Source organism: Yersinia vastinensis (genome assembly GCF_902726565.1).
In the GTDB taxonomy this organism is placed as follows: domain Bacteria; phylum Pseudomonadota; class Gammaproteobacteria; order Enterobacterales; family Enterobacteriaceae; genus Yersinia; species Yersinia vastinensis.
Window position 1 is genome coordinate 70,544 of sequence record NZ_CACVAF010000012.1, and the last position, 23,053, is coordinate 93,596.

Below are 23,053 nucleotides of genomic sequence, written 5' to 3' on the forward strand. Positions count from 1 at the left end.
TTAAGCGGGTGTGAATACTAACCAAAGCGTCTAGTACACGCAAGGGCAATTTCACAACAGAGGTTTATTTGCGGAAAAAAGCGTCAAGTTATTCAACTTCAGCATAATTTACAGGGGAAGAGCGATGCCCTTCCCCTTAAAAAATAATTAACCCGCCGCTTTCACTGCATCGGCAATTCGATTCGCCATTTCAGTAATCAGTGTTTCTTCCGCATCACCTTCTACCATGACTCGGATTAATGGCTCTGTACCTGATTTACGCAGCAGAACCCTGCCACGATCGCCCAGCTCTTTTTCAACCTGACGGGTCACTTCTTCCACGGTGTCTGATTTCAATGGGTTATGTTCACCAGAGAAGCGCACATTCACTAAAATTTGTGGCAATAACTTCATACCGCTACACAGATCATGCAGGCTCATATGGTTACGTACCATAGCAGTGAGTACCTGCAAACCAGCCACGATACCGTCACCGGTCGTTGTTTTATCCAACAAGATCACATGGCCCGAGTTTTCAGCCCCAATACGCCAGCCTTTTTCCTGCATGGCTTCCAGCACGTAGCGGTCACCGACTTTAGCTCGCACAAAAGGAATACCCAACTCTTTCAGCGCCAATTGCAGCCCCATATTGCTCATCAGTGTGCCAACGGCACCACCTTTTAGCTGCCCCTGACGAAGCCCCTCACGCGCGATAATATAAAGAATCTGGTCACCATCAACTTTATTACCCAAGTGATCAACCATCATCAGCCGATCGCCGTCACCGTCAAATGCCAAACCGACATCGGCCTTTTCAGCTAATACGCGCTCTTGCAGCAGACGAACGTCTGTTGCACCACATTTCTCGTTAATGTTCATCCCATCAGGTTCACACCCGATGGTAATCACTGTTGCACCTAATTCGCGTAATACACTTGGCGCAATGTGGTAGGTTGCTCCATTGGCACAATCCACCACAATTTTCATGTCGTTCAGGTTGAGTTCACTTGGGAATGTTCCTTTGCAAAACTCAATGTAACGCCCCGCGGCATCAACGATACGGTTTGCTTTACCCAATTCTGCAGATTCTACGCAGGTTAAGGGTTTTTCCATCTCGGCTTCAATCGCCTCTTCCACATCATCTGGCAGTTTAGTGCCGTCTATTGAGAAGAATTTAATGCCGTTGTCGTAGAAAGGGTTATGAGATGCCGAAATAACGATACCGGCTTCCGCGCGAAAAGTTCGGGTCAGATAAGCCACCGCAGGTGTTGGCATGGGGCCAGTAAATGAAGCAGATAGCCCAGCAGCAGCCAAACCAGCCTCAAGTGCGGATTCCAGCATGTAGCCAGAAATACGCGTATCTTTCCCAATAATAATTTTACGAGAACCATGTCTGGCCAGAACCTTACCGGCGGCCCAGCCGAGCTTTAATACAAAATCTGGCGTAATCGGGCTGTCACCCACTTTGCCGCGAATGCCATCTGTACCAAAGTATTTACGGTTGCTCATAATTTATGTTTATCCCTTCGCTGAAAGTGTTGCCTCGACGATACGCATCGCCTCGACAGTTTCTTTGACATCATGCACTCTGACAATTTGCGCGCCTTGCATTGCAGCAATAACAGCGCAAGCGACGCTCCCGATGACCCGCTGTTTTGGCGGGACATTCAATAGCTGGCCTACCATCGATTTTCGCGACATCCCCACCAAGAGTGGCAACCCAAAGTGGTGAAGTTCAGCCAGACGCGCCAATAATTGATAATTATGCGCCAGATTTTTACCGAAACCGAAGCCTGGGTCGAGTAACAATTTACTTTTTGCGATGCCAGCCGCAACACAACGTTCGATATGATACTCAAAGAACTGATTTACATCGGCCATTAAGTCATCGTAATGAGGAGACTGCTGCATACTTTGTGGTTGCCCTTGCATGTGCATCAGGCATACCGGCAGCCCAGCTTTTACTGCGGCGTCAAGCGCACCGGGTTCTTGCAAGGAGCGGATATCATTGATTAAGTGAGCGCCAGCACGGGCCGATTCGGTGATAACAGCAGCTTTTGACGTATCAACCGATAACCAAACATCAAAACGTTTTGCCAATGCCTCTACCACAGGCACTACTCGGTCAAGCTCTTCTTGCTCACTGACTTCAGCAGCCCCGGGGCGTGTGGATTCACCGCCAATATCAATCAGAGTAGCACCTTCAGATAACATCAGTTGAGCATGTTGCAGCGCTTTATCAAGATTATTGTGATGTCCGCCATCCGAAAACGAGTCTGGAGTGACATTCAAAATACCCATTACCTGTGGATGAGTGAGATCCAAAACACGATCTCTGGCCATTAATTTCATGCAATAGCGCCTTAATGTGGTTATTTACTTTGAATCTATACAACAGAAAAAGAAAAACCCCGAGCAAGCCCGGGGTTTATATTAATCACAACGCTTTTAGATGCCAACAGCAGACTTACTTATCGCCCAACTGTTCTGACATTGTATTGCCTGGCGTTGGGGTACGCGGTTCATCAACCGGCGTAGGCGCTTTTGGCGTACTGTCGTTGTCAGATGATTTATTTTTGTTCGCATCATCCCAACCCGCTGGCGGGCGGACTTCTTTACGATTCATCAAATCATCAATCTGTGGTGCATCAATCGTTTCATACTTCATCAGCGCATCTTTCATGGAGTGCAATACATCCATGTTTTCCAACAGCAACTTACGTGCACGTTGGTAGTTACGCTCAATAAGTAATTTAACTTCCTGATCGATAATACGCGCGGTTTCATCGGACATATGCTTCGCTTTCGCGACAGAACGGCCAAGGAATACCTCACCCTCTTCTTCAGCATACAGCAACGGCCCCAATTTCTCGGAGAAGCCCCACTGTGTCACCATGTTACGCGCAATAGACGTAGCCACTTTGATATCATTTGATGCGCCGGTAGAGACTTTTTCCGGGCCGTAAATGATTTCTTCAGCAAGACGACCACCATACAAAGTGGAGATCTGGCTTTCCAGTTTCTGACGACTAGCACTGATAGCATCACCTTCCGGAAGGAAGAATGTCACACCCAATGCACGACCACGTGGAATAATGGTCACTTTATGTACTGGATCATGTTCAGGAACCAAACGACCGATAATCGCATGCCCTGCTTCATGGTATGCCGTAGATTCTTTCTGTGCTTCTGTCATTACCATGGAGCGACGTTCCGCACCCATCATAATTTTGTCTTTCGCTTTCTCAAACTCGACCATTGAAACGACGCGCTTGTTACCGCGAGCAGCAAACAGTGCCGCTTCGTTTACCAGGTTAGCCAAGTCAGCACCAGAGAACCCTGGTGTACCACGAGCGATGACTGAAGCATCAATATCGATATCTAGTGGCACGCGGCGCATGTGAACTTTCAGAATCTGTTCACGGCCACGGACATCCGGTAAACCAACGACAACCTGACGGTCGAAACGGCCTGGACGTAATAACGCTGGGTCAAGAACGTCTGGACGGTTGGTTGCTGCGATGACGATGATGCCTTCATTGCCTTCAAAGCCATCCATCTCAACCAACATTTGGTTCAGAGTCTGTTCGCGTTCATCGTGACCACCACCCAGACCAGCGCCACGCTGACGGCCTACCGCATCAATTTCATCAATAAAGATGATACAAGGTGCAGCTTTCTTCGCCTGTTCAAACATGTCACGGACACGGGATGCACCCACACCAACGAACATTTCTACGAAGTCAGAACCGGAAATAGTGAAGAATGGCACTTTAGCTTCACCTGCGATGGCTTTCGCCAGCAAGGTTTTACCGGTCCCCGGAGGACCAACCATCAACACGCCTTTCGGAATCTTACCGCCCAGTTTCTGGAAACGGCTTGGCTCGCGCAGGTATTCAACCAATTCACTGACTTCTTCTTTTGCTTCGTCGCAACCAGCAACATCAGCAAAAGAGGTTTTTATCTGATCTTCTGTCAGCATGCGAGCTTTGCTCTTGCCAAAGGACATAGCCCCTTTGCCGCCACCGCCCTGCATTTGACGCATAAAGAAGATCCAGACCCCAATCAGCAACAGCATTGGGAACCAGGAAATAAAGATAGAAGCCAGCAAGCTCGGCTCTTCCGGTGGCTCGCCAACAACTTTCACATTTTTAGTCAATAAGGTATCTAACAGCTTTGGATCGTTGACCGGAATGAAAGTCGTATATTTGCTGTTATCTTTCTTACTAACGTTAATTTCACGTCCATTGATACGTGCTTCACGAACCTGTTCTTGGGTTACATCGGACATGAAAGTAGAGTAATCCACTCTACGGCCATTCGATTCGCTGGGTCCAAAGCTCTGGAATACAGACATCAGTACGACTGCAATAACTAACCAGAGAATTAGGTTTTTCGCCATGTCACTCAAGGGATTAACCTCATATTACAACTGTGTTAACAAACAGCGTTAGGGTACTACAGTTTCCGCCCTGTCGCTACAATGTACACTTCACGCGATCGCGCACGAGAAGCGTCTGGCTTACGAATCTTAACTTTCGTAAACAGGGAGCGAATTTCCCGTAGGTATTCATCAAAGCCATCTCCCTGGAACACCTTCACCAGGAAACTTCCGCCTGGTGCAAGTACATCACGACACATATCTAAAGCTAATTCAACCAGATACATTGATTTAGGTATATCGACTGCCGGAGTACCACTCATATTCGGGGCCATATCAGACATGACCACCTGAACTTTTTTATCCCCAACACGCTCAAGTAAAGCTTTCAGGACCAGTTCATCACGAAAATCGCCCTGAAGGAAATCGACACCAACAATAGGATCCATTGGTAGAAGATCACATGCGATGATCCGCCCTTTACCGCCGATTTGGGTTACAACATATTGAGACCAACCACCAGGTGCGGCACCTAAATCCACCACGGTCATACCCGGTTTAAAAATTTTATCGCTCTGTTGTATTTCATCAAGTTTAAACCAGGCGCGAGAGCGTAGCCCCTTTTTCTGCGCCTGAATGACATATTTATCGCTAAAGTGTTCTTGTAACCAGCGACTGGAGCTAGCCGAACGCTTTTTATTAGACATCTCTTTTTCCAACTATCTTAATTAAGAGCCCGCGCATCTATTACTTAGCTCGCGTAAACTCCCTCTCGGCGTAGACCGATTTGGTGATACACATGAGATGGCGGTAGAATGAACCGTTTTCAATCCCAACTTAAGCAAAAAAGACGATGAATCTGAATAACAAACAAAAACAGCACCTGAAAAGCTTGGCCCATCCGTTAAAACCAGTAGTCATGCTGGGCAATAACGGGTTAACCGAAGGGGTGCTGGCTGAAATCGAACAAACGCTGGAACATCATGAACTTATTAAGGTGAAGATCACTGCTGAAGAGCGTGAAACCAAAGCCCTAATTGCTGATGCCATCGTGCGTGAAACCGGTGCCGTTAACGTCCAAATTATCGGTAATATTTTAGTGCTCTATCGCCCAGCAAAAGAGCGCAAAATTATTTTACCGCGTTAATGACGCTTGTTTTAGAGAAAAGGTGCCATGCACTTTGTTCTGATAAAAGGCCGCAAGCGGCCTTTTACTTTTCTTTACAACTTCATTTCTTATAAAAAATGTGTACTTAATCTTCAATTGAGCAAGTATTACACATAATCTACATTAAGAATTTCATATTCTACTTCGCCGCCTGGAGTACGAATAACAACCACGTCATCGACTTCTTTACCAATCAAGCCACGCGCAATTGGTGAATTAACCGAAATAAGATTTTGTTTAAAATCAGCTTCGTCATCACCCACAATCCGGTATTGCTGTTCTTCTTCAGTATCCACATTTAATACACGCACTGTGGCACCAAAAATAACGCGGCCATTATTTGGCATTTTGGTGATATCAATCACCTGTGCATTAGAAAGCTTGGCTTCTATTTCTTGAATACGACCTTCACAAAACCCTTGTTGCTCGCGGGCTGCATGATATTCAGCATTTTCTTTTAAATCGCCATGTTCACGGGCATCAGCGATATCAGAAATAATTTTAGGCCGACGAACGCCCTTTAAATAATCCAATTCTTCACGCAGTTTATCTGCGCCACGTACCGTCATCGGAATCTGTTTCATCTTTTAAATACCTCTAAATCTATCCTGTTCAAAAAACCGTCATCCTAACGTCTTCGAATGAAAATGCGGTTAGCCTGCTACCCTACCCGCCTCCAGGCGATAAACAAAAAAAATTCCCCCGGAGCCAAAACCCCAAGTCAGGATCAATTTTGCATTTTGATATGCATTTTAACGTAGAGTTCCTTTAGGGTCATCGTTTACTTTCGCCCTCGTTGCACCGTAGTATGGCAACACGTTATTCAGCAGTTATACCGAAATTATGCATTTTTCACGAATTGTCAGTGGATTGGCCTGTGCTTTTGCTCTCAATATCAGCATATCTAACGCCAATGCGGCTCAGGTTGAGAATTACACACAATATCTGCCTGATGGGGCAAATCTTGCGTTAGTTGTACAAAAAATCGGGGCTACAACCCCCGTAATAGACTATCACGCCCAGCAAATGGCCTTACCTGCCAGTACGCAAAAAGTCCTGACTGCGCTGGCCGCATTGCTACAGCTTGGTCCTGATTTTCGTTTCAATACCACATTGGAAAGCCACGGTACGATCACCGATGGCGTATTGCGTGGCAATTTAATTGCACGTTTTGATGGCGACCCCACTTTAACACGCCAGCAGTTGCGTAATATGGTAGCGACACTAAGAAAAGCAGGTGTAAAGCAAATAGCGGGCGATTTGATCATTGATACGTCAGTTTTTGCCAGTCATGACAAAGCCCCTGGTTGGCCATGGAACGATATGACACAGTGCTTCAGCGCGCCACCGGCGGCAGCTATTGTCGATCGTAACTGCTTTTCCGTCTCTCTCTACAGCGCGCCGAATCCTGGTGACATGGCATTTATCCGAGTTGCCTCCTATTATCCAGTGCAGATGTTCAGTGAAGTTCGCACCTTAGCCAAAGGTTCACCTGACGCGCAATATTGCGAATTAGATGTCGTTCCCGGTGAATTAAATCGGTTTACATTGACCGGTTGCTTAACACAGCGTAGCGAACCTCTACCATTGGCTTTTGCTATACAAAATGGTGCCAGCTATGCCGGGGCTATTTTGAAAGATGAGTTGAAGAAAGCAGAGATCCAAATTGATGGAAGTTTACGCCGTCAAACGACACCAAATGCCGCAGGAAATGTATTAGCGCAAGCTCAATCGGCACCGCTGCATGACTTACTGAAAATCATGCTGAAAAAATCTGACAATATGATTGCCGATACTGTGTTCAGGACTATTGGTCATCAACGTTTTGGGGTGCCAGGAACATGGCGTGCAGGTGCGGATGCTGTGCGTCAGGTTCTACGTCAGAAAGCCGGGGTTGATCTGGGGAACAGCATTGTTGTCGATGGCTCAGGTTTATCACGTCATAACCTAATTTCCCCGGCCACTATGATGCAGGCATTGCAGTATATTGCGCAGCATGATCAAGAGCTTAACTTTATCTCAATGCTGCCGTTATCAGGCTACGATGGTACATTACGTTATCGTGGTGGACTACATGAAGCGGGGGTTAATGGCAAAGTGTCAGCTAAAACCGGGGCACTACAAGGCGTGTATAATCTGGCTGGGTTCATTACCACCGCCAGTGGGCAACGCATGGCATTTGTCCAATTCTTATCAGGCTACGCTGTACCGCCTGAGGATCAAAAAAATCGCCGGGCGCCTTTAGTACGTTTCGAAAGCCGCCTGTATAAAGACATTTATCAGAATAACTGAGAACGATGAAACTACTGATTGTTGAAGACGATGAACTGTTGCAACAAGGAATAGCTATGGCGCTGACCAGCGGGGGCTATGCCTGTGATTGTGCAAGCACTGCGGCGCAAGCGCACAGTTTATTGCTGACCAGTCAGTACAGCATGGTTATCCTCGATCTCGGTTTACCTGATCAAGATGGTGCCGTATTGCTGCGCCAATGGCGCCGCCAAAATGTCACGCTACCGGTATTGATCCTTACCGCCCGTGATGCACTTGAAGACCGGGTTGATGGGCTAGATGCCGGTGCTGATGATTATCTGATAAAGCCTTTTGCACTTGCTGAGTTGCTAGCCCGTGTACGAGCATTAATTCGCCGCTATCAAGGCCAGAGTGACAATCTGGTGCGGCAAGATGACCTGAGTCTTAATCTATCAACACAGCAAGTGTGTTTGCAGGATCAACCGCTGGAAGTGACCCCTAAAGAATTTGCCATTCTCTCGCGGCTAATTATGCGGGCGGGTCAAACAGTCAATCGTGAAACACTGCAACAAGATCTCTACACTTGGAACGATGATCTCGGATCCAATACGCTGGAAGTGCATATCCATAATCTTCGGCGCAAATTGGGCAAAGATCGTATCAGAACAGTACGTGGTATAGGCTATCGACTGGAAACCCTATGATGATCAGTATGAGGCGGCGTCTCATTTTAATGCTGGCATTAATATTGCTGGCCACCCAATTGATCAGCGCATTTTGGCTATGGCATGAAAGCCAAGAGCAAATCAGTTTTTTGGTCGATGAAACACTCAGTGCAAAAGTGCGTAATGAGCGCGTGGATACTGAAATAGCAGAAGCCATTGCCTCATTGCTTGCACCATCACTTATCATGATGACCATCAGCCTATTGCTCTCTTTCTGGGCGATCAGCTGGATTATCCGGCCGCTAGACCAGCTACAACAAAAATTGGCAGAGCGTTCGGCTGATAACCTCACTCCCGTCGTTGTTAACAGCGATATGCAAGAAATTGTCTCCGTCACCTCAACACTCAATCAGCTGTTATCTCGGCTGGCCAACACTATCCAACAAGAACGCCTGTTTACCGCCGATGCAGCACATGAACTGCGAACGCCACTTGCCGGTATCCGGCTCCATCTTGAGCTAATGGAACAGCAAGGCATTGTCGAAAGTAAGCAACTGATTAGCCGCATTGATTTGTTGATACATACCATTGAACAATTGCTGATGTTGTCCAGAGCTGGGCAGAATTTTGCCAGCGGCCTTTATCAAACACTGGACTGGATTGAAAATGTAGTGCAGCCGTTACAAGAAGAACTTGAAGAAATGTGCGCCCTTCGCCAGCAAACTCTGCAGTGGGTACTTCCTCCCCATGCATCAACTCAGGGTGATGCCACATTACTACGTTTGATGCTGCGCAATTTGGTCGAAAATGCCCACCGCTATAGCCCTGTAGGTAGCCAAATTTCAGTCAACCTCTCCACACAAATGCAAGGTACTGTGCTGCAAGTTATTGATGAAGGGCCAGGAATAAAGCAGGAACAGGCGGGAGAACTAACCCAAGCATTTCGCCGTATGGACCAGCGTTATGGAGGCAGTGGCTTAGGACTGAACATTGTTATCCGTATTGTCCAGTTACATCAGGGTAGGCTAACACTGGAGAACCGCCCCGAACGTGCAGGATTAATAGCACAATGTTGGATACCGACGACAACGCATACCTAACAGCCTCTTATTCAAAAGAGTGGCTCATCAAACAAAAGGGCCACCACGAATGGCAGCCCTTATTCAAATCAGATTTTACTAACAACGGGTGACTTAACGCTCGTAGATGAACTCTACACCGTCATCGTCTTCTTCATCCCAATCGTCATCATCTTCCGCTTCTGCCTCGGCTTCTACTTCAGCCAGTTGTTCACGATGGTAATCGTCCCACATGAACTCAACTTTTTCTGGCGTGCTTTCAGCAATAGCCATCGCTTTCGGTTGTGAGTTAAGGAAGTTCATGACATCCCAACATAGCGCATTCACGTTCTCACGATTTGCTGCCGAGATCATATAATACTTATCTTCCCATCCCAGAGCTTCTACGATGGCTTTAGCGCGGGTTTCAGCTTCCTCTGGGTCTACTAGGTCAATCTTGTTGAAAACAAGCCAGCGTGGCTTCTCAGCAAGATTTTCGCTGTATTGCTGCAATTCATTAATGATGATTTTGGCATTTTCAACTGGATCAGATTCATCAATTGGCGCCAAATCCACTAAATGCAACAATACGCGGCAACGTTCCAAATGTTTCAGGAAGCGAATACCCAAGCCAGCGCCTTCTGAAGCACCTTCAATCAGGCCGGGAATATCGGCAACCACAAAGCTCTGTTCGTGATCCATACGTACCACACCCAAGCTTGGGATCAGGGTTGTAAATGGATAATCAGCCACTTTGGGTTTCGCCGCAGACACTGCGCGGATAAAGGTTGATTTGCCGGCATTAGGCAGCCCCAACATTCCGACATCAGCCAACAGCAGCAACTCTAAGGTCAGATCACGAGTCTCGCCTTCAGTCCCCATGGTCTTCTGACGTGGAGCACGGTTGACGGAAGATTTGAAACGGGTGTTACCTAAACCGTGGAACCCCCCTTTCGCAACCATCAAACGCTGGCCGTGGCGAGTCATATCACCCAGAATCTCGCCAGTACCTTGGTCTAGCACACGAGTGCCGACAGGCACTTTAATCGTGATATCCTGACCACGTCTCCCGGTACAGTCACGGCTCTGGCCGTTCTGCCCACGTTCGGCACGGAAAGATTTCACAAAACGATAGTCGATCAATGTGTTGAGGTTTTCATCAGCCAGCAGATAAATATCGCCGCCGTCGCCACCATCACCACCGTCAGGACCACCATTAGGGATATATTTTTCGCGACGGAAACTGACACAACCATTACCACCGTCACCGGCTACAACCAGAATCGTAGCTTCATCTACAAACTTCATTTACTTTCTCCGTAAATCATTCACCAGGCTGCTGCTTTTGCAGAGCAACCTGGTTTATTTCTGTCCGACGTGGCCACCAACGGTGCCCAATTGCGGAAAACATTGCACCTGCCACTACCACGAATGCGCCGATGTATCCCACAACGTTGAGGGAAGGAGCGGCAAACATATCTGGCCAGGCCAGCGCCAATAAAATTGAAAAAAACAAGGTAAACAGCGGCGTCAATGTGACGAGTGCGCTAACCTGCGCTGCCTGCCAACGTGCCATAGCTTCCGCCAAAGCACCGTAGCCAACCAAGGTGTTAACCCCACAGAACAGTAAACAAGCGAGCTGCCATCCATTTAGCTGAAAAATAACGGCCGGCTTCGCTAGTGGGAACAATGCTATTGCACATAAAGTGTACAACAATAATAAGATTTGTTGCGATGCCATACGCCTTAATAGCACCTTCTGGGCGACGCCATAACTGACCCAGACAACCGCTGCGCAGACGCCCAATGCCACACCAAGAGTGTAATCAGTCAGACGGGTAAAGATTTCATGCAAACTGGTGTTAAAAAATAACAGCAGCCCACAAATCAGCATACCCGCGCCAATAACTTGGGTGATGCGCATCCGCTCCTTTAAAATCAGTACACTGGCAACCATCATCCCAACTGGCGAGAGTTGCCCGATAACCTGAGATGTCGTCGGACTAAGATATTGTAATGATGAGCTGAAGAAGATGAAATTCCCCAGCAAGCCACAGGTCGCAATAATCAGTAAGATTAACCAGCGACGTTGGCGAAAAAGTTTAAGTGAGGGCAACTGACGACGCGAAGCCAGAATAATCCCCAAGCCGATAGCCGCCATCGTGAAGCGATACCAAACAATGGTATAAGGCTCCATGACCTCGAGCACTTGCTTCATTGCAATCGGCAAGGCACCCCAGAATACGGCAGTGGTTAGTGCCAAGAAAATACCTAAACCAGCCTGCTGCTTCGTATCCATTTTTTACCAGGGGGGTTAACCCAGAAATGTAAAAAGCCCCGCAACGAAATTGCAGGGCTTACATCTATTTACAGGACGCGAAAAACTTATTCAGCTTCGATGCTGATAAATTTACGGTTTTTCGGGCCTTTAACTTCGAACTTGACTTTACCGTCAGCCAAAGCAAACAGAGTATGGTCTTTGCCGCAACCTACGTTGATGCCTGCATGGAACTTAGTGCCACGCTGACGAACGATGATGCTGCCTGCCAATACTGCTTCGCCGCCAAAACGTTTTACGCCAAGACGTTTACTTTCGGAGTCACGACCGTTACGAGTCGAGCCACCAGCCTTTTTATGTGCCATTTATCCGCTCTCCTAAATCTTAAGCGCTGATGCCGGTGATTTTAACATCAGTGAACCACTGACGATGACCTTGCTGCTTACGGTAGTGCTTACGACGGCGGAATTTAACAATCTTAATCTTCTCGCCACGACCGTGAGCAATAACTTCAGCCTTGATCTTGCCACCATCGACTAAAGGAGCGCCGATATTGATTTCTTCACCGTTAGCAATCATCAGAACTTGGTCAAACTCAACAGTTTCACCAGTTGCGATGTCCAGCTTTTCCAGGCGAATGGTTTGACCTTCGCTTACTCGGTGTTGTTTACCACCACTTTGGAAAACCGCGTACATATAAAACTCCGCTTTCCGCGCACTCCACTTTTGTAGTCCAGAGCGCACTATAAATATTCACAATAGGGCGCGAATTCTACGCAAAAATGTTGTGAATGACAAGTATATAATCAGCACAAGAGAAGAAAAAAAGCACAGTTTCTTACATCTCGTTTATTTGCTGGATTTTTCAAGTACAATCATAGTCTCAGGGAACGTCATGTAATAATGTGGGCGGTAATCTCATCGCAGTTAAAGAGAAAAACAGCTGAATATAACAATGAACCTAGAAAAGATTATCGAGTTAACCGCGCCAGATATGGCGGCAGTAAACACAACTATCCTCGACCAGTTGAACTCTGATGTTGTCCTTATCAATCAGCTGGGCCATTACATTATCAGTGGCGGTGGAAAACGAATCCGTCCAATGATTGCTGTTTTGGTGGCCCGAGCGCTGAATTATCAGGGCGACAAGCATATCACGGTCGCAGCATTGATTGAATTCATTCATACCGCAACTCTGCTACATGATGATGTTGTCGATGAGTCAGATATGCGTCGGGGTAAAGCGACAGCCAATGCGGCATTTGGCAATGCGGCCAGCGTGTTGGTGGGTGACTACATCTATACCCGCTCATTCCAGATGATGACCAGCCTTGAATCACTGCGTGTTCTGACCTTGATGTCCGCAGCCACCAACGTGATTGCTGAAGGGGAAGTTTTGCAGCTCATGAACTGCAATAATCCGGATATCACTGAAGAAAATTACATGCAGGTCATTTACAGCAAAACGGCGCGCTTATTTGAAGCCGCGTCGCAATCAGCAGCTGTATTAGCAGATGCCAGTGAAGAGCAGGAACTGGCATTACAGAATTATGGTCGTTATCTGGGTACGGCTTTCCAGCTAATTGATGACTTGCTGGATTACAGCTCTGATGGCACAACTTTGGGTAAAAATACCGGTGATGACCTGAACGAAGGCAAACCGACGCTTCCATTACTGCACGCAATGCATAATGGAACTCCAGAGCAAGCCTCCATGATTCGTCAGGCTATTGAGCAAGGCAATGGCCGCCATTTACTTGAGCCTGTATTACTAACAATGCAACAGTGTGGTTCACTGGACTATACCCGTCAGCGTGCCGAGGAAGAGGCGGATAAGGCGATTGCTTCACTACAGATTCTACCTGAAAGTGATTATCGCCAAGCCTTGGAAGGATTAGCTCATATTGCAGTACAGCGCTCATTTTAAGAAACTATATGGAAACTCTGGCATCACTGCCGGAGTTTTCTTTTTGAGTCTCAGCAAAGCATATTGTGCGCCGATTCCTCGCTTTTACTCACTTGATTCCGTCGTCAGTCGCTCTATCAGACTTTTGGCTCCCTCGCGAAAAATAAAAGCAATTACCTGCTCCCGTTCAGCCTCTGTAAAACGATAATACGCCTCCACCCACAGCGATAGCGGGTCTTGTCGTGTTGGTGTGTACTTGGCGGGATCTTCCCTTAACTGTAATGAATTCAGTATGGTGGTAGGTAAACTCTCAATATGGTACTCAACAGCCTTCCCCTGAACACCTCGGCGGCGGCGCTGTTCCCATCCCTCACGTTTAGCCATGAGGTTTACTCCTTGTGGTGATGACGGTAACCCATCAAGACCTGCCAGTTCCTTAGCGGCAAACCACTCTTTTTTCATGGCGTTGCTTCCTAATATGCGTTGCGACACAAAAAAGGAATATTTAGAAAACATTTAAAATTTTTCAGAAAATAAATGTTACTATGCTTCTAAATGATTACTTTATGTTCACAGTACGATTAACAATGTACCGTTATTTATATCACTAACACGTCAGCCGCTTAGAAAAAAAAAGGATTAAAGATGATTTTAAGGAAATCTGATTGGCATCCAGCCGACATCATTGCTGCGCTACGTAAAAAAGACACGACTTTGGCAGCGCTCTCTCGAAAGGCGGGTTTAAGCTCATCCACACTTGCCAATGCATTGACTCGCCCTTGGCCAAAAGGAGAATGGCTGATTGCAGAGTGTCTGGACATTCATCCATCCGAGATCTGGCCGACACGCTATTTTGACCCCAAAACAGGAGCGCTTCTTGACCGAAAAATACGGATACGGCAGGTCAATGTCACGGTATAAAAAAACCGCCGAAGAGTATCGTCGGCGGTTGATGATGTCATTTAAGAGGCGACAGTAGCTCTCCGTAATGACGATACTCTCTGTTATGACTATCTATACTCAGTCATCGGGCTAACAATAAAACACCTGAATCACCGGCGTTGTTTAGTGATTCAGGTGAGCAAAACTCACTACTCTATCAAGTGATAAGAATTTCGATGTTATTTGACGAACTCTTCGCCCAACTTGATATCGTTATGTAACACATCAAGCATGCTGTCCAGTGCCTGCTGTTCAAAAGCACTCAGTTTGCCAATGTCTTTACGTTCAGCAACGCCGTTTTTACCCAACAGAATAGGTTGAGCAAAGAAGCGGGCATACTTGCCATCGCCTTCAACGTAAGAGCATTCAACAACATTACTTTCGCCTTGCAGAGCACGCACTAAAGAAAGACCGAAACGTGCTGCAGCTTGCCCCATAGACAGAGTCGCTGATCCGCCACCGGCTTTTGCTTCTACGACTTCAGTTCCTGCGTTCTGAATGCGCTTAGTCAGATCAGCAACTTCTTGCTCAGTGAAGCTGATACCTGGAATTTGTGACAGTAATGGCAAGATAGTCACGCCTGAGTGGCCGCCAATCACCGGGACTTCGATGTCCTGCGGTTGCTTACCTTTCAATTCAGCAACAAAGGTGTTCGAACGAATGGTATCCAGCGTGGTAATACCAAATAATTTATTTTTATCGTAAACGCCGGCTTTTTTCAGCACTTCTGCCGCAATAGCAACCGTTGTATTAACGGGGTTGGTAATAATCCCGATTAATGCTTTCGGGCAAGTGCGTGCGATTTGCTCAACCAGGTTGCGAACAATACCCGCATTCACATTGAACAGGTCTGAACGATCCATGCCGGGTTTACGTGCAACACCCGCCGAAATCAGAACAATATCTGCGCCTTGCAGTGCTGGAGTAGCATCTTCGCCGCTGAAGCCTTTAATATTAACAGCCGTCGGGATATGGCTCAGATCAACCGCGACACCTGGAGTCACTGGCGCGATATCATATAATGAAAGGTCTGAACCTGAAGGAAGCTGGGTCTTGAGTAGAAGAGCGAGGGCCTGGCCGATACCACCAGCGGCACCGAGAACTGCAACTTTCATCCTATACTCCTTATTATATTTAATTTAAATTTGCCGTGAATTCATCTATTTACGCACCATAATTTATTGCGATTTTAAACACAATCTATTAACAGTCAGATTGAGATATCACGCATCAAAAAGGCGCATAATGATCATGTATTTTAGATTAAATCGCTTATTCATTAATGATATAGCGCACATTATTCTAAAATTTACTGAAGTATTCATGACAGGTTAATCGGCGGTTACATTACACCCTTCTGTTACATCAGAACAACATCATTTTAATAACATTCTGTTTACTCGCACCGAATACGAATAAGGGCCGATTTAGCATAATCGTAACAGCAAGATGATGTTAAAATTCCTTCACACCTTGATATCAATGCTTTTATCGCCAATACTCCATAGTCATGTTGAATAAAAATTCATTTATATGCATAATAATCCTATTCACTATTGACTGCTCAGGGCATAAAAAATGCGTAATCCCGCAAAACAAGAAGATCTTATCAAGGCGTTTAAAGCGTTATTGAAAGAAGAGAAATTCAGTTCTCAAGGTGAGATCGTTTTGGCCTTGCAGGAAGAAGGCTTTGAAAATATTAACCAATCCAAAGTGTCACGCATGTTGACTAAGTTTGGCGCGGTCAGAACGCGTAATGCAAAAATGGAAATGGTTTATTGCTTACCTGCAGAACTGGGCGTCCCGACAACCAGTAGCCCGCTGAAGAATCTGGTATTAGATGTCGATTATAACGACTCGGTTGTAGTGATTAAAACCAGCCCCGGTGCTGCACAACTGATCGCCCGCTTGTTGGATTCATTAGGTAAAGCAGAAGGTATTCTGGGCAGTATTGCTGGTGACGATACTATTTTCACCACGCCGGCCAGAGGTTTTACCGCTGAACTGCTGCATAAGGCGATTCTCGAGCTATTTGAACAAGAGCTTTAATCTCTGATACTGATAATAGATGCGGCTAACTATGCCGCATTCTCTTTCGATTGCCCTTTTATCCGCCATAACGCTCCATTCAATCAGGGTATATCACTGCTTATTGTTTTTAAAACCATTCAATAACACTCTCTATTCTCCATTCATGGTCAAAGTCACCACTTTATTTCGCACTTTTAGTCAAAAACACTTATCTTATTGAAAAACTTATATTTTTACGAAAACTTGTTGTTTTTTAACCATTTTTTATTCCATTTCGTTCTTAAAAAATAGTCACCCACGATAAAGTGACGTTAAATATTATTAGCCCGCTATTAATATTCTCAGTTACTAGATGTATACTCATTTTCGTGATGTACATCACACTTCCTTTGAAGTGATAAAAGAATAAATAGAGGCAATAAAATGAAAGTTAAAACTACAATCGCAACAATGAGCATTCTATCTGCACTGTCATTTGGTGTTTTTGCAGCTGATTCAATCAATGACAATCAAGCAGCTAACTTACAGCCAATGGACACAATTACCGTTAGCGGCATTAACGGTGCACCATCTGATATCCGTCAGGCACTGTCTGATAAAGCCGATGCTATGGGTGCAAAAGCTTACAAAGTGATTGAAGCGCGTGATGAAAATAACTGGCACGCCACTGCGAAGATTTATAAATAAGATTAAGTAATAAGTCTGAAAGTAAATGCCCCACGCAAAGGGGCATACTTTCGCACTTAATGGTTTATTCAATCGGTTGAAAGATTCATTTTCAGGATATTGAATAGAGTATTGATTGAAACAAGGTATTGATGAAACCACTGAGCGGAGTCAGTACCACAACAGAATAATCCCTCGTCGTCTATCCGACGAACCCTTTTACCCCCGCTCTGCGGGGGATTTTTTTATCCTGCTTAATCCTGAGGTAGAGCATCCTGCTCGGCTTTTTTACTCAGAGCACTCAGTAATTTATCGTGAATACCACCAAAACCACCGTTACTCATCACCAGAATGTGATCTCCTGGTTGGGCCGTCTTCACAACCATATCAACTAATGTATCAATATCAGCGCTCCAATGTGCAGGCTGAATACAGGCTTCCGCCACTTCCACCACTTGCCAAGGAATGTGTTGCGGCTGGAACAGGAACACTTCATCCGCACGGCCTAATGACGGTGCTAGCTCGTTTTTGCATAGCCCTAATTTCATGGTATTAGAGCGAGGTTCCAGTACCGCCAAAATACGTGCCGTCCCCCCCACTTTGCTGCGCAGCGCAGCCAGCGTGGCAAGGATCGCCGTTGGATGATGAGCAAAATCATCATAAACCGTGACACCGTGGGCTTCACCACGTAATTCCAGCCGGCGGCGGGCATTAATAAACTGGCCCAAAGCTTTACATGCATCGGCAGGTAAAACTCCCACATGGCGAGCAGCAGCAATCGCCATCAAGCCATTGTGCATATTATGTTCGCCCACCAATGACCAACTCACTTCACCCACTAATTCATTATCGAGCAGCACTTCAAAGACACTCGCGTCAGTCGATACTTTACGTGCGAACCAACTGCCCGTTTCGCCGACGAATTCTTGCTCACTCCAGCATCCCATCGCCATCACTTGCTTTAGATGGTTATCATTATCCGGGACAATGATTTTGCCCTTTCCCGGGACGATGCGAACCAAATGGTGGAATTGTTTCTGGATAGCCTTAAGATCGTCAAAGATATCAGCATGATCGAACTCAAGGTTATTCATGATAAGTGTTCTTGGGTTGTAGTGAACAAATTTAGAGCGCTTATCAAAGAAGGCGCAATCATATTCATCAGCTTCAATCACAAAGAAAGGGCTATTGCCTAAACGGGCTGAGACGTCGAAATTCCCCGGTACTCCACCAATCACAAAACCTGGCTCATAACCGCAAGCTTCTAGTATCCAGGCCACCATTCCGGCAGTGGTAGTTTTACCGTGGGTTCCAGCGACAGCTAATACCCAGCGCTCTGGCAACACATGGTCATGTAACCATTGCGGGCCAGAAACATAAGGAATGCCTTGCTCTAATACCGCCTCAACACACGGATTACCACGGGTCATGGCATTGCCGATGATGACTAAATCTGGGGCTGGATTCAGTTGCGCAGGATCATATCCCTGGATCAAGTCGATCCCTTGATTCTCCAGTAGCGTGCTCATCGGGGGATATACGTTAGCATCCGACCCCGTCACTTCATGACCTAATGAGCGGGCAAGCATTGCCAGGCCGCCCATAAAAGTGCCGCAGATACCTAATATGTGAATGCGCATAAATTTTCCGTATTAATAAGCTTCGAATTTACAGCCATTCTACCGCTCAGAATCAAAGAGAAGAAATGGAATTGCCTATGAATCATTCTCACCTTTGGGCTACACTGCTGCCATTAGGTGAGTTGTTCGTTAATAAATCGATATTTAACCGTAGATTCAGGGATTGTGTCATGAAAACGTTAGGCGAATTCATCGTTGAGAAACAGCTGGACTTCTCTCACGCCACCGGCGAATTAACTGCATTACTTTCAGCAATCAAACTCGGCGCAAAAATCATCCATCGCGATATCAATAAAGCAGGTCTGGTTGATATTTTAGGTGCGAGCGGTGTTTCTAATATTCAAGGCGAAGACCAGATGAAACTGGATCTGTTTGCCAATGAAAAATTAAAAGCAGCCCTCAAAGCCCGTGGCGAAGTCGCTGGTATTGCCTCCGAAGAAGAAGACGACATTGTTATCTTTGATGGTGGGCGAGCAGAAAATGCCAAATATGTGGTTCTGATGGATCCGCTGGATGGCTCTTCAAATATTGACGTGAATGTGTCCGTCGGTACTATTTTCTCTATCTATCGCCGTATTACCCCATTTGGTACTCCTATTACCGAAGCTGACTTCCTGCAACCGGGCACTAAGCAAGTTGCGGCAGGTTATGTGGTTTATGGCTCTTCCACTATGTTGGTCTATACCACAGGCTACGGTGTTCATGCCTTTACTTACGATCCATCGTTGGGTGTTTTCTGTTTATCCCACGAAAGAGTTCGCTACCCCGCAACCGGTTGCATGTATTCCATCAACGAAGGGAACTACATTAAATTCCCTCTGGGTGTGAAGAAATATATCAAATATTGCCAAGAGCAAGATGAAGCCACCAAGCGCCCTTATACTTCGCGCTATATTGGCTCATTGGTCGCGGACTTCCATCGCAACCTATTGAAAGGCGGTATCTATATTTACCCAAGCACCGCCAGCCATCCACAAGGGAAACTGCGTTTGCTGTATGAATGCAACCCGATGGCGTTCTTGGCAGAGCAAGCTGGGGGTAAAGCAACTGATGGGGTTAATCGCATTCTGGACATCGTGCCGGAAAAACTGCACCAGCGCGCACCTTTCTTCGTGGGAACAAAATCCATGGTTGAAGACGCGGAAGGCTTTATTGCCAAATTCCCAGATGAAGACGCTAAATAATTGTCGGAAATAATGTAAAAAGCCACCTATTGGTGGCTTGATGTATATCAGAGAGCAGCGGTTCCTAAGCCGCTGTTTTTTTTATGCCATTATCGCCAAATTATCTCCCTGTAATTTAAATACCGCCATACTGGCTGATAATGCATCAGCTTGCTCTTCTAATGAGTGTGTGGCTGCGGCGGCCTGTTCAACCAAGGCCGTATTTTGCTGGGCAACTTGATCCATTTGAGCAATAGCCACATTCACTTGCTCTATTCCACTACTTTGCTCATAAGTAGCCGCTGATATTTCGCGCATCAATGCTGTTACCCGGCTAACTTCACGGGCAATTTCATCCATGGTTTGCCCCGCAGATTCAGCCATATCCGCCCCTTCCCGTACCCGAGTTTGTGATTCAACAATCAGGTCTTTTATCTCTTTTGCTGACTGCGCACTGCGTTGCGCCAGATTACGGACTTCGCCGGCTACCACGGCAAAACCACGCCCCTGCTCACCAGCTCTAGCCGCTTCGACCGCCGCATTTAGCGCCAGAATATTAGTCTGAAATGCAATACCGTCAATCACCGCAATAATGTCCGAAATTCGCCGTGAACTGGTGGTGATAGCCTGCATTTTATCCATCACATGACTGACAGCCTCACTCCCTTTATTGGCAATGTCTGACACACTCATCGCCAGACGATTCGCCTGATCCGAGTTTTCAGCATTCATTTTTACCGTCGCAGTCAACTGCTCCATACTGGCTGCCGTTTGCTCCAGTGAAGAGGCCGACTCTTCCGTTCGTGCAGCCAAATGGCTATTACCCGCAGCTAATTCCCGTGAACCAACGCCAATTTGCCCGCCCACGCCTCGTACCTGACTGACAGACGCCACCAGCGATTGCTGCATGGTTTGTAAAGCTTTTGCCAATCGGGCCAATTCCGTATTGCCCTCACTGTTGATGCTATGCGTTAAATCACCATCAGCGATATATTCAAGTTGGTGAATTGATTGCTCCAGTGGCCGCAAGATGATGTATTTCAGCGCAAACCATGCCAACACAGCGGAGATCAAAGTGAGTAGCCCTGCCGCTACAATGATGCCTAATTTGATGTTGGCATCGCCGTTGGCTTTATCAATTTGCAGTTGGCCCGCATTCAGTGCATAACTACGAAAAGCTGCAACATCATCATTAAAGGCTTTGCTGATATCCGTAATACTCTTTTCCAACACGTCATAATATTCGTCTGCATAACCTGCCTTGATGGCCTTCAGCATGGGCACTACGCCCTTATCAACATAATTTTTATAACTTTTTTGGATATTAGTTGCCAGTTCCTGTCCATCTCCCCGGTCAGATACCGCACTGACAAAACGCGCCATTTCTTTTTGCGATAGTGCCAGTGATCCTTCAGCCTGCTTTGCTGTCTGTAATGACTCATCAATCAGCCCTATTTCTAATTGATGAATGGCTAGTGCGGCCTCAGTTCTGGCACTTAGTGTGGCATTAAAGCTATTGGACAACGATCCCAGTTCCTCCCCTTGGATCTGATTTATTATTTGCAACGAGCGCGAACTCTCCTGAATTGAATTGATGCCAATAATACTGACAATTAATAAAATCAATGACATAAGGCTTAGTTGAGCAATAAGCCCATTCTTAATGGTAATCTTTTTTAACATCGGTTTTTTCCGGTTATGTGCAAATGGTTAAGATTACAAAGCGTTAGCATTACAGCGGACTGTCTTATTGTTTGATTAAGTTATCGGCTGTAAGGAAATCGTCTTGAACCCTCACCGGAAAAACAGCTTAAAATAGATACATTTAGAGAATGACGGTATTTTATCTCCATAGAATCGCCTTGATTCAGGCAATCTCACCGCTATCAAGCAATGAAAAGGACAGGAATTCACATAAGACTTGGCTATAATAGCCGGCACTCCATTTCTGGTTTGATAAAAGGAAACCGACATGAGCTTGAACCAAGTACCCGCAGGTAAAGACCTGCCAGAAGATATTTATGTTGTGATCGAAATCCCTGCGAATGCAGATCCAATCAAATATGAAATCGATAAAGAAACCGGCTCTCTGTTTGTAGACCGTTTCATGTCTACTGCAATGTTCTATCCGTGCAACTACGGCTACATCAATAACACCTTGTCATTAGATGGGGACCCGGTTGATGTACTGGTACCAACGCCGTATCCGTTACAACCAGGCTCAGTGATTCGTTGCCGTCCAGTTGGCGTGCTGAAAATGACTGATGAAGCGGGTGAAGATGCCAAGTTGGTTGCAGTTCCACACAGCAAACTGACCAAAGAATATGATCACATTAAAGATGTGGAAGATCTGCCAGAACTGCTGAAAGCACAGATCAAACACTTCTTTGAACATTACAAAGATTTGGAAGCAGGCAAGTGGGTGAAAGTTGACGGTTGGGAAAATGCCGAAGCAGCTAAAGCCGAGATCCAGTCTTCTTTCGAGCGTGCGAAGAAGTAATTCTTGGTTGCGCCCGTAATAAAAAACACCGCCCTTGAGCGGTGTTTTTTTATGGTTGTTTCACTTTACGGCTTATTATTCTCTTCATGGCGTTTTAACCAATCGCCACTGTAAATACGCGGTAACCCTTCAATCGGTAAACGATAAAGGTATATCCATGCACTGCCATAAGGTGTCTGGATCAACTCACGCCGATAATCTTTGGTATTACTTTTTAGCTCATCTAACTCATTCATAATAGACGAGTTAATTCGATAAACTTCACAATGCACGGTGCCATCTCCGGGCACAACTGCCGGATAATGACCTAAATCGTACATATCAAAACCTTCCAGGTCATGTTCACCCAATAACTGGGCGTCCGTCATCCAATGACTATTACCTTGCTTGCGCCGTAAACTACCGTAGACAATAATTCGCATT

The 23,053-nt window shown here is 46.1% G+C and carries 24 protein-coding genes; 10 read left to right on the forward strand and 14 right to left on the reverse strand.

The features are described 5' to 3' along the window. Positions 1-147 precede the first annotated feature (147 nt). The 4 genes from glmM to rlmE all read right to left on the reverse strand — a co-directional run bounded on the left by glmM (position 148) and on the right by rlmE (position 5,067). Entirely contained in the window at positions 148-1,488 is a 1,341-nt protein-coding gene (gene glmM / locus HUZ92_RS16880; RefSeq protein ID WP_050099847.1) for a phosphoglucosamine mutase, read from the reverse strand. Positions 1,489-1,497: 9 nt separating this feature from the next. Beyond that, positions 1,498-2,331, reverse strand: a complete 834-nt coding sequence (gene folP, locus HUZ92_RS16885; protein ID WP_050099846.1) for a dihydropteroate synthase — start codon at positions 2,329-2,331, stop codon at positions 1,498-1,500. A 115-nt stretch (positions 2,332-2,446) separates the two neighbouring features. Further along, positions 2,447-4,381, reverse strand: coding sequence for an ATP-dependent zinc metalloprotease FtsH (gene ftsH / locus HUZ92_RS16890; protein WP_050099844.1), 1,935 nt, complete (start codon positions 4,379-4,381; stop codon positions 2,447-2,449). Between the two features lie 56 nt (positions 4,382-4,437). Beyond that, positions 4,438-5,067, reverse strand: a complete 630-nt coding sequence (gene rlmE / locus HUZ92_RS16895; protein WP_050075677.1) for a 23S rRNA (uridine(2552)-2'-O)-methyltransferase RlmE — start codon at positions 5,065-5,067, stop codon at positions 4,438-4,440. 146 nt (positions 5,068-5,213) lie between these two features. Here rlmE and yhbY point away from each other — a divergent pair, with 146 nt between their 5' ends. Continuing rightward, the gene (yhbY, locus tag HUZ92_RS16900; RefSeq protein WP_004389225.1) at positions 5,214-5,507 is read left to right on the forward strand and encodes a ribosome assembly RNA-binding protein YhbY; all 294 of its coding nucleotides are present in this window, start codon (positions 5,214-5,216) and stop codon (positions 5,505-5,507) included. 128 nt (positions 5,508-5,635) lie between these two features. Here the strand turns inward: yhbY and greA are convergent, their stop codons facing one another. Further along, a complete protein-coding gene (gene greA, locus HUZ92_RS16905; protein ID WP_050099842.1) occupies positions 5,636-6,112 on the reverse strand; it encodes a transcription elongation factor GreA in 477 nt (158 codons plus the stop codon). A 259-nt stretch (positions 6,113-6,371) separates the two neighbouring features. Here greA and dacB point away from each other — a divergent pair, with 259 nt between their 5' ends. From dacB to pmrB, 3 genes are read left to right on the forward strand one after another with little or no spacing between them, the layout of a single operon-like run. Further along, complete coding sequence (gene dacB / locus HUZ92_RS16910) at positions 6,372-7,820, forward strand: serine-type D-Ala-D-Ala carboxypeptidase (protein WP_145580086.1); 1,449 nt, start codon at positions 6,372-6,374, stop codon at positions 7,818-7,820. A 5-nt stretch (positions 7,821-7,825) separates the two neighbouring features. Then, the gene (gene pmrA / locus HUZ92_RS16915) at positions 7,826-8,485 is read left to right on the forward strand and encodes a two-component system response regulator PmrA (RefSeq protein WP_050099838.1); all 660 of its coding nucleotides are present in this window, start codon (positions 7,826-7,828) and stop codon (positions 8,483-8,485) included. Then, a complete protein-coding gene (pmrB, locus tag HUZ92_RS16920) occupies positions 8,485-9,546 on the forward strand; it encodes a two-component system sensor histidine kinase PmrB (RefSeq protein WP_145580094.1) in 1,062 nt (353 codons plus the stop codon). Before pmrA ends, pmrB begins: the two co-directional genes overlap by 1 nt. A 93-nt stretch (positions 9,547-9,639) precedes the next feature. On the opposite strand, the gene cgtA is transcribed toward pmrB, so the two are convergent. From cgtA to rplU, 4 genes are all read right to left on the reverse strand, one after another. Beyond that, positions 9,640-10,812: an Obg family GTPase CgtA gene (cgtA, locus tag HUZ92_RS16925; RefSeq protein WP_050099836.1), complete on the reverse strand. Its 1,173-nt coding sequence runs from the start codon at positions 10,810-10,812 to the stop codon at positions 9,640-9,642. Positions 10,813-10,828: 16 nt separating this feature from the next. Continuing rightward, the gene (locus HUZ92_RS16930) at positions 10,829-11,803 is read right to left on the reverse strand and encodes a DMT family transporter (RefSeq protein ID WP_050099834.1); all 975 of its coding nucleotides are present in this window, start codon (positions 11,801-11,803) and stop codon (positions 10,829-10,831) included. 86 nt (positions 11,804-11,889) lie between these two features. Continuing rightward, positions 11,890-12,147 carry a 50S ribosomal protein L27 gene (rpmA, locus tag HUZ92_RS16935; protein ID WP_002210179.1) on the reverse strand — a complete coding sequence of 86 codons (258 nt, stop codon included), beginning with the start codon at positions 12,145-12,147 and terminating at the stop codon, positions 11,890-11,892. Positions 12,148-12,166: 19 nt separating this feature from the next. After that, the gene (rplU, locus tag HUZ92_RS16940) at positions 12,167-12,478 is read right to left on the reverse strand and encodes a 50S ribosomal protein L21 (protein ID WP_005186422.1); all 312 of its coding nucleotides are present in this window, start codon (positions 12,476-12,478) and stop codon (positions 12,167-12,169) included. Between the two features lie 259 nt (positions 12,479-12,737). Here rplU and ispB point away from each other — a divergent pair, with 259 nt between their 5' ends. Further along, a complete protein-coding gene (gene ispB / locus HUZ92_RS16945; protein ID WP_145580087.1) occupies positions 12,738-13,709 on the forward strand; it encodes an octaprenyl diphosphate synthase in 972 nt (323 codons plus the stop codon). A gap of 84 nt (positions 13,710-13,793) precedes the next feature. On the opposite strand, the gene HUZ92_RS16950 is transcribed toward ispB, so the two are convergent. Continuing rightward, a complete protein-coding gene (locus HUZ92_RS16950) occupies positions 13,794-14,150 on the reverse strand; it encodes a DNA-binding protein (protein WP_050099830.1) in 357 nt (118 codons plus the stop codon). Positions 14,151-14,333: 183 nt separating this feature from the next. On the opposite strand from HUZ92_RS16950, the gene HUZ92_RS16955 reads away from it, so the two are divergent. Continuing rightward, on the forward strand, positions 14,334-14,609 hold the full coding sequence (locus HUZ92_RS16955; RefSeq protein ID WP_050099828.1) for a helix-turn-helix domain-containing protein: 276 nt from the start codon (positions 14,334-14,336) through the stop codon (positions 14,607-14,609). Between the two features lie 200 nt (positions 14,610-14,809). Here HUZ92_RS16955 and mdh read toward each other — a convergent pair whose 3' ends face one another. Further along, positions 14,810-15,745, reverse strand: coding sequence for a malate dehydrogenase (gene mdh / locus HUZ92_RS16960; RefSeq protein ID WP_004707044.1), 936 nt, complete (start codon positions 15,743-15,745; stop codon positions 14,810-14,812). Between the two features lie 463 nt (positions 15,746-16,208). On the opposite strand from mdh, the gene argR reads away from it, so the two are divergent. Then, positions 16,209-16,679: a transcriptional regulator ArgR gene (argR, locus tag HUZ92_RS16965; protein ID WP_050099826.1), complete on the forward strand. Its 471-nt coding sequence runs from the start codon at positions 16,209-16,211 to the stop codon at positions 16,677-16,679. Positions 16,680-17,084: 405 nt separating this feature from the next. Then, positions 17,085-17,348, forward strand: a complete 264-nt coding sequence (yhcN, locus tag HUZ92_RS16970) for a peroxide/acid stress response protein YhcN (RefSeq protein WP_145580088.1) — start codon at positions 17,085-17,087, stop codon at positions 17,346-17,348. 233 nt (positions 17,349-17,581) lie between these two features. On the opposite strand, the gene mpl is transcribed toward yhcN, so the two are convergent. Continuing rightward, positions 17,582-18,967 carry a UDP-N-acetylmuramate:L-alanyl-gamma-D-glutamyl-meso-diaminopimelate ligase gene (gene mpl / locus HUZ92_RS16975; RefSeq protein ID WP_050099822.1) on the reverse strand — a complete coding sequence of 462 codons (1,386 nt, stop codon included), beginning with the start codon at positions 18,965-18,967 and terminating at the stop codon, positions 17,582-17,584. 170 nt (positions 18,968-19,137) lie between these two features. Between mpl and fbp the strand changes: the two genes are divergently transcribed. Next, positions 19,138-20,151 (forward strand): class 1 fructose-bisphosphatase, encoded by a 1,014-nt coding sequence (gene fbp / locus HUZ92_RS16980; protein WP_050099820.1) that lies wholly within the window; start codon positions 19,138-19,140, stop codon positions 20,149-20,151. An 81-nt stretch (positions 20,152-20,232) separates the two neighbouring features. On the opposite strand, the gene HUZ92_RS16985 is transcribed toward fbp, so the two are convergent. Beyond that, positions 20,233-21,813 (reverse strand): methyl-accepting chemotaxis protein, encoded by a 1,581-nt coding sequence (locus HUZ92_RS16985; protein WP_145580089.1) that lies wholly within the window; start codon positions 21,811-21,813, stop codon positions 20,233-20,235. Positions 21,814-22,102: 289 nt separating this feature from the next. On the opposite strand from HUZ92_RS16985, the gene ppa reads away from it, so the two are divergent. Continuing rightward, positions 22,103-22,630: an inorganic diphosphatase gene (gene ppa / locus HUZ92_RS16990; protein ID WP_050099817.1), complete on the forward strand. Its 528-nt coding sequence runs from the start codon at positions 22,103-22,105 to the stop codon at positions 22,628-22,630. Positions 22,631-22,695: 65 nt separating this feature from the next. Here the strand turns inward: ppa and HUZ92_RS16995 are convergent, their stop codons facing one another. Beyond that, positions 22,696-23,052 (reverse strand): gamma-glutamylcyclotransferase family protein, encoded by a 357-nt coding sequence (locus tag HUZ92_RS16995; protein WP_050140957.1) that lies wholly within the window; start codon positions 23,050-23,052, stop codon positions 22,696-22,698. Position 23,053 lies beyond the last annotated feature (1 nt).

Coding starts and splice junctions, on each gene's coding strand:
- glmM (WP_050099847.1), bottom strand. CDS start 1,488: ATGAGCAACCGTAAATACTTTGGTACAGATGGCATTCGCGGCAAAGTG.
- folP (WP_050099846.1), bottom strand. CDS start 2,331: ATGAAATTAATGGCCAGAGATCGTGTTTTGGATCTCACTCATCCACAG.
- ftsH (WP_050099844.1), bottom strand. CDS start 4,381: ATGGCGAAAAACCTAATTCTCTGGTTAGTTATTGCAGTCGTACTGATG.
- rlmE (WP_050075677.1), bottom strand. CDS start 5,067: ATGTCTAATAAAAAGCGTTCGGCTAGCTCCAGTCGCTGGTTACAAGAA.
- yhbY (WP_004389225.1), top strand. CDS start 5,214: ATGAATCTGAATAACAAACAAAAACAGCACCTGAAAAGCTTGGCCCAT.
- greA (WP_050099842.1), bottom strand. CDS start 6,112: ATGAAACAGATTCCGATGACGGTACGTGGCGCAGATAAACTGCGTGAA.
- dacB (WP_145580086.1), top strand. CDS start 6,372: ATGCATTTTTCACGAATTGTCAGTGGATTGGCCTGTGCTTTTGCTCTC.
- pmrA (WP_050099838.1), top strand. CDS start 7,826: ATGAAACTACTGATTGTTGAAGACGATGAACTGTTGCAACAAGGAATA.
- pmrB (WP_145580094.1), top strand. CDS start 8,485: ATGATCAGTATGAGGCGGCGTCTCATTTTAATGCTGGCATTAATATTG.
- cgtA (WP_050099836.1), bottom strand. CDS start 10,812: ATGAAGTTTGTAGATGAAGCTACGATTCTGGTTGTAGCCGGTGACGGT.
- HUZ92_RS16930 (WP_050099834.1), bottom strand. CDS start 11,803: ATGGATACGAAGCAGCAGGCTGGTTTAGGTATTTTCTTGGCACTAACC.
- rpmA (WP_002210179.1), bottom strand. CDS start 12,147: ATGGCACATAAAAAGGCTGGTGGCTCGACTCGTAACGGTCGTGACTCC.
- rplU (WP_005186422.1), bottom strand. CDS start 12,478: ATGTACGCGGTTTTCCAAAGTGGTGGTAAACAACACCGAGTAAGCGAA.
- ispB (WP_145580087.1), top strand. CDS start 12,738: ATGAACCTAGAAAAGATTATCGAGTTAACCGCGCCAGATATGGCGGCA.
- HUZ92_RS16950 (WP_050099830.1), bottom strand. CDS start 14,150: ATGAAAAAAGAGTGGTTTGCCGCTAAGGAACTGGCAGGTCTTGATGGG.
- HUZ92_RS16955 (WP_050099828.1), top strand. CDS start 14,334: ATGATTTTAAGGAAATCTGATTGGCATCCAGCCGACATCATTGCTGCG.
- mdh (WP_004707044.1), bottom strand. CDS start 15,745: ATGAAAGTTGCAGTTCTCGGTGCCGCTGGTGGTATCGGCCAGGCCCTC.
- argR (WP_050099826.1), top strand. CDS start 16,209: ATGCGTAATCCCGCAAAACAAGAAGATCTTATCAAGGCGTTTAAAGCG.
- yhcN (WP_145580088.1), top strand. CDS start 17,085: ATGAAAGTTAAAACTACAATCGCAACAATGAGCATTCTATCTGCACTG.
- mpl (WP_050099822.1), bottom strand. CDS start 18,967: ATGCGCATTCACATATTAGGTATCTGCGGCACTTTTATGGGCGGCCTG.
- fbp (WP_050099820.1), top strand. CDS start 19,138: ATGAAAACGTTAGGCGAATTCATCGTTGAGAAACAGCTGGACTTCTCT.
- HUZ92_RS16985 (WP_145580089.1), bottom strand. CDS start 21,813: ATGTTAAAAAAGATTACCATTAAGAATGGGCTTATTGCTCAACTAAGC.
- ppa (WP_050099817.1), top strand. CDS start 22,103: ATGAGCTTGAACCAAGTACCCGCAGGTAAAGACCTGCCAGAAGATATT.
- HUZ92_RS16995 (WP_050140957.1), bottom strand. CDS start 23,052: ATGCGAATTATTGTCTACGGTAGTTTACGGCGCAAGCAAGGTAATAGT.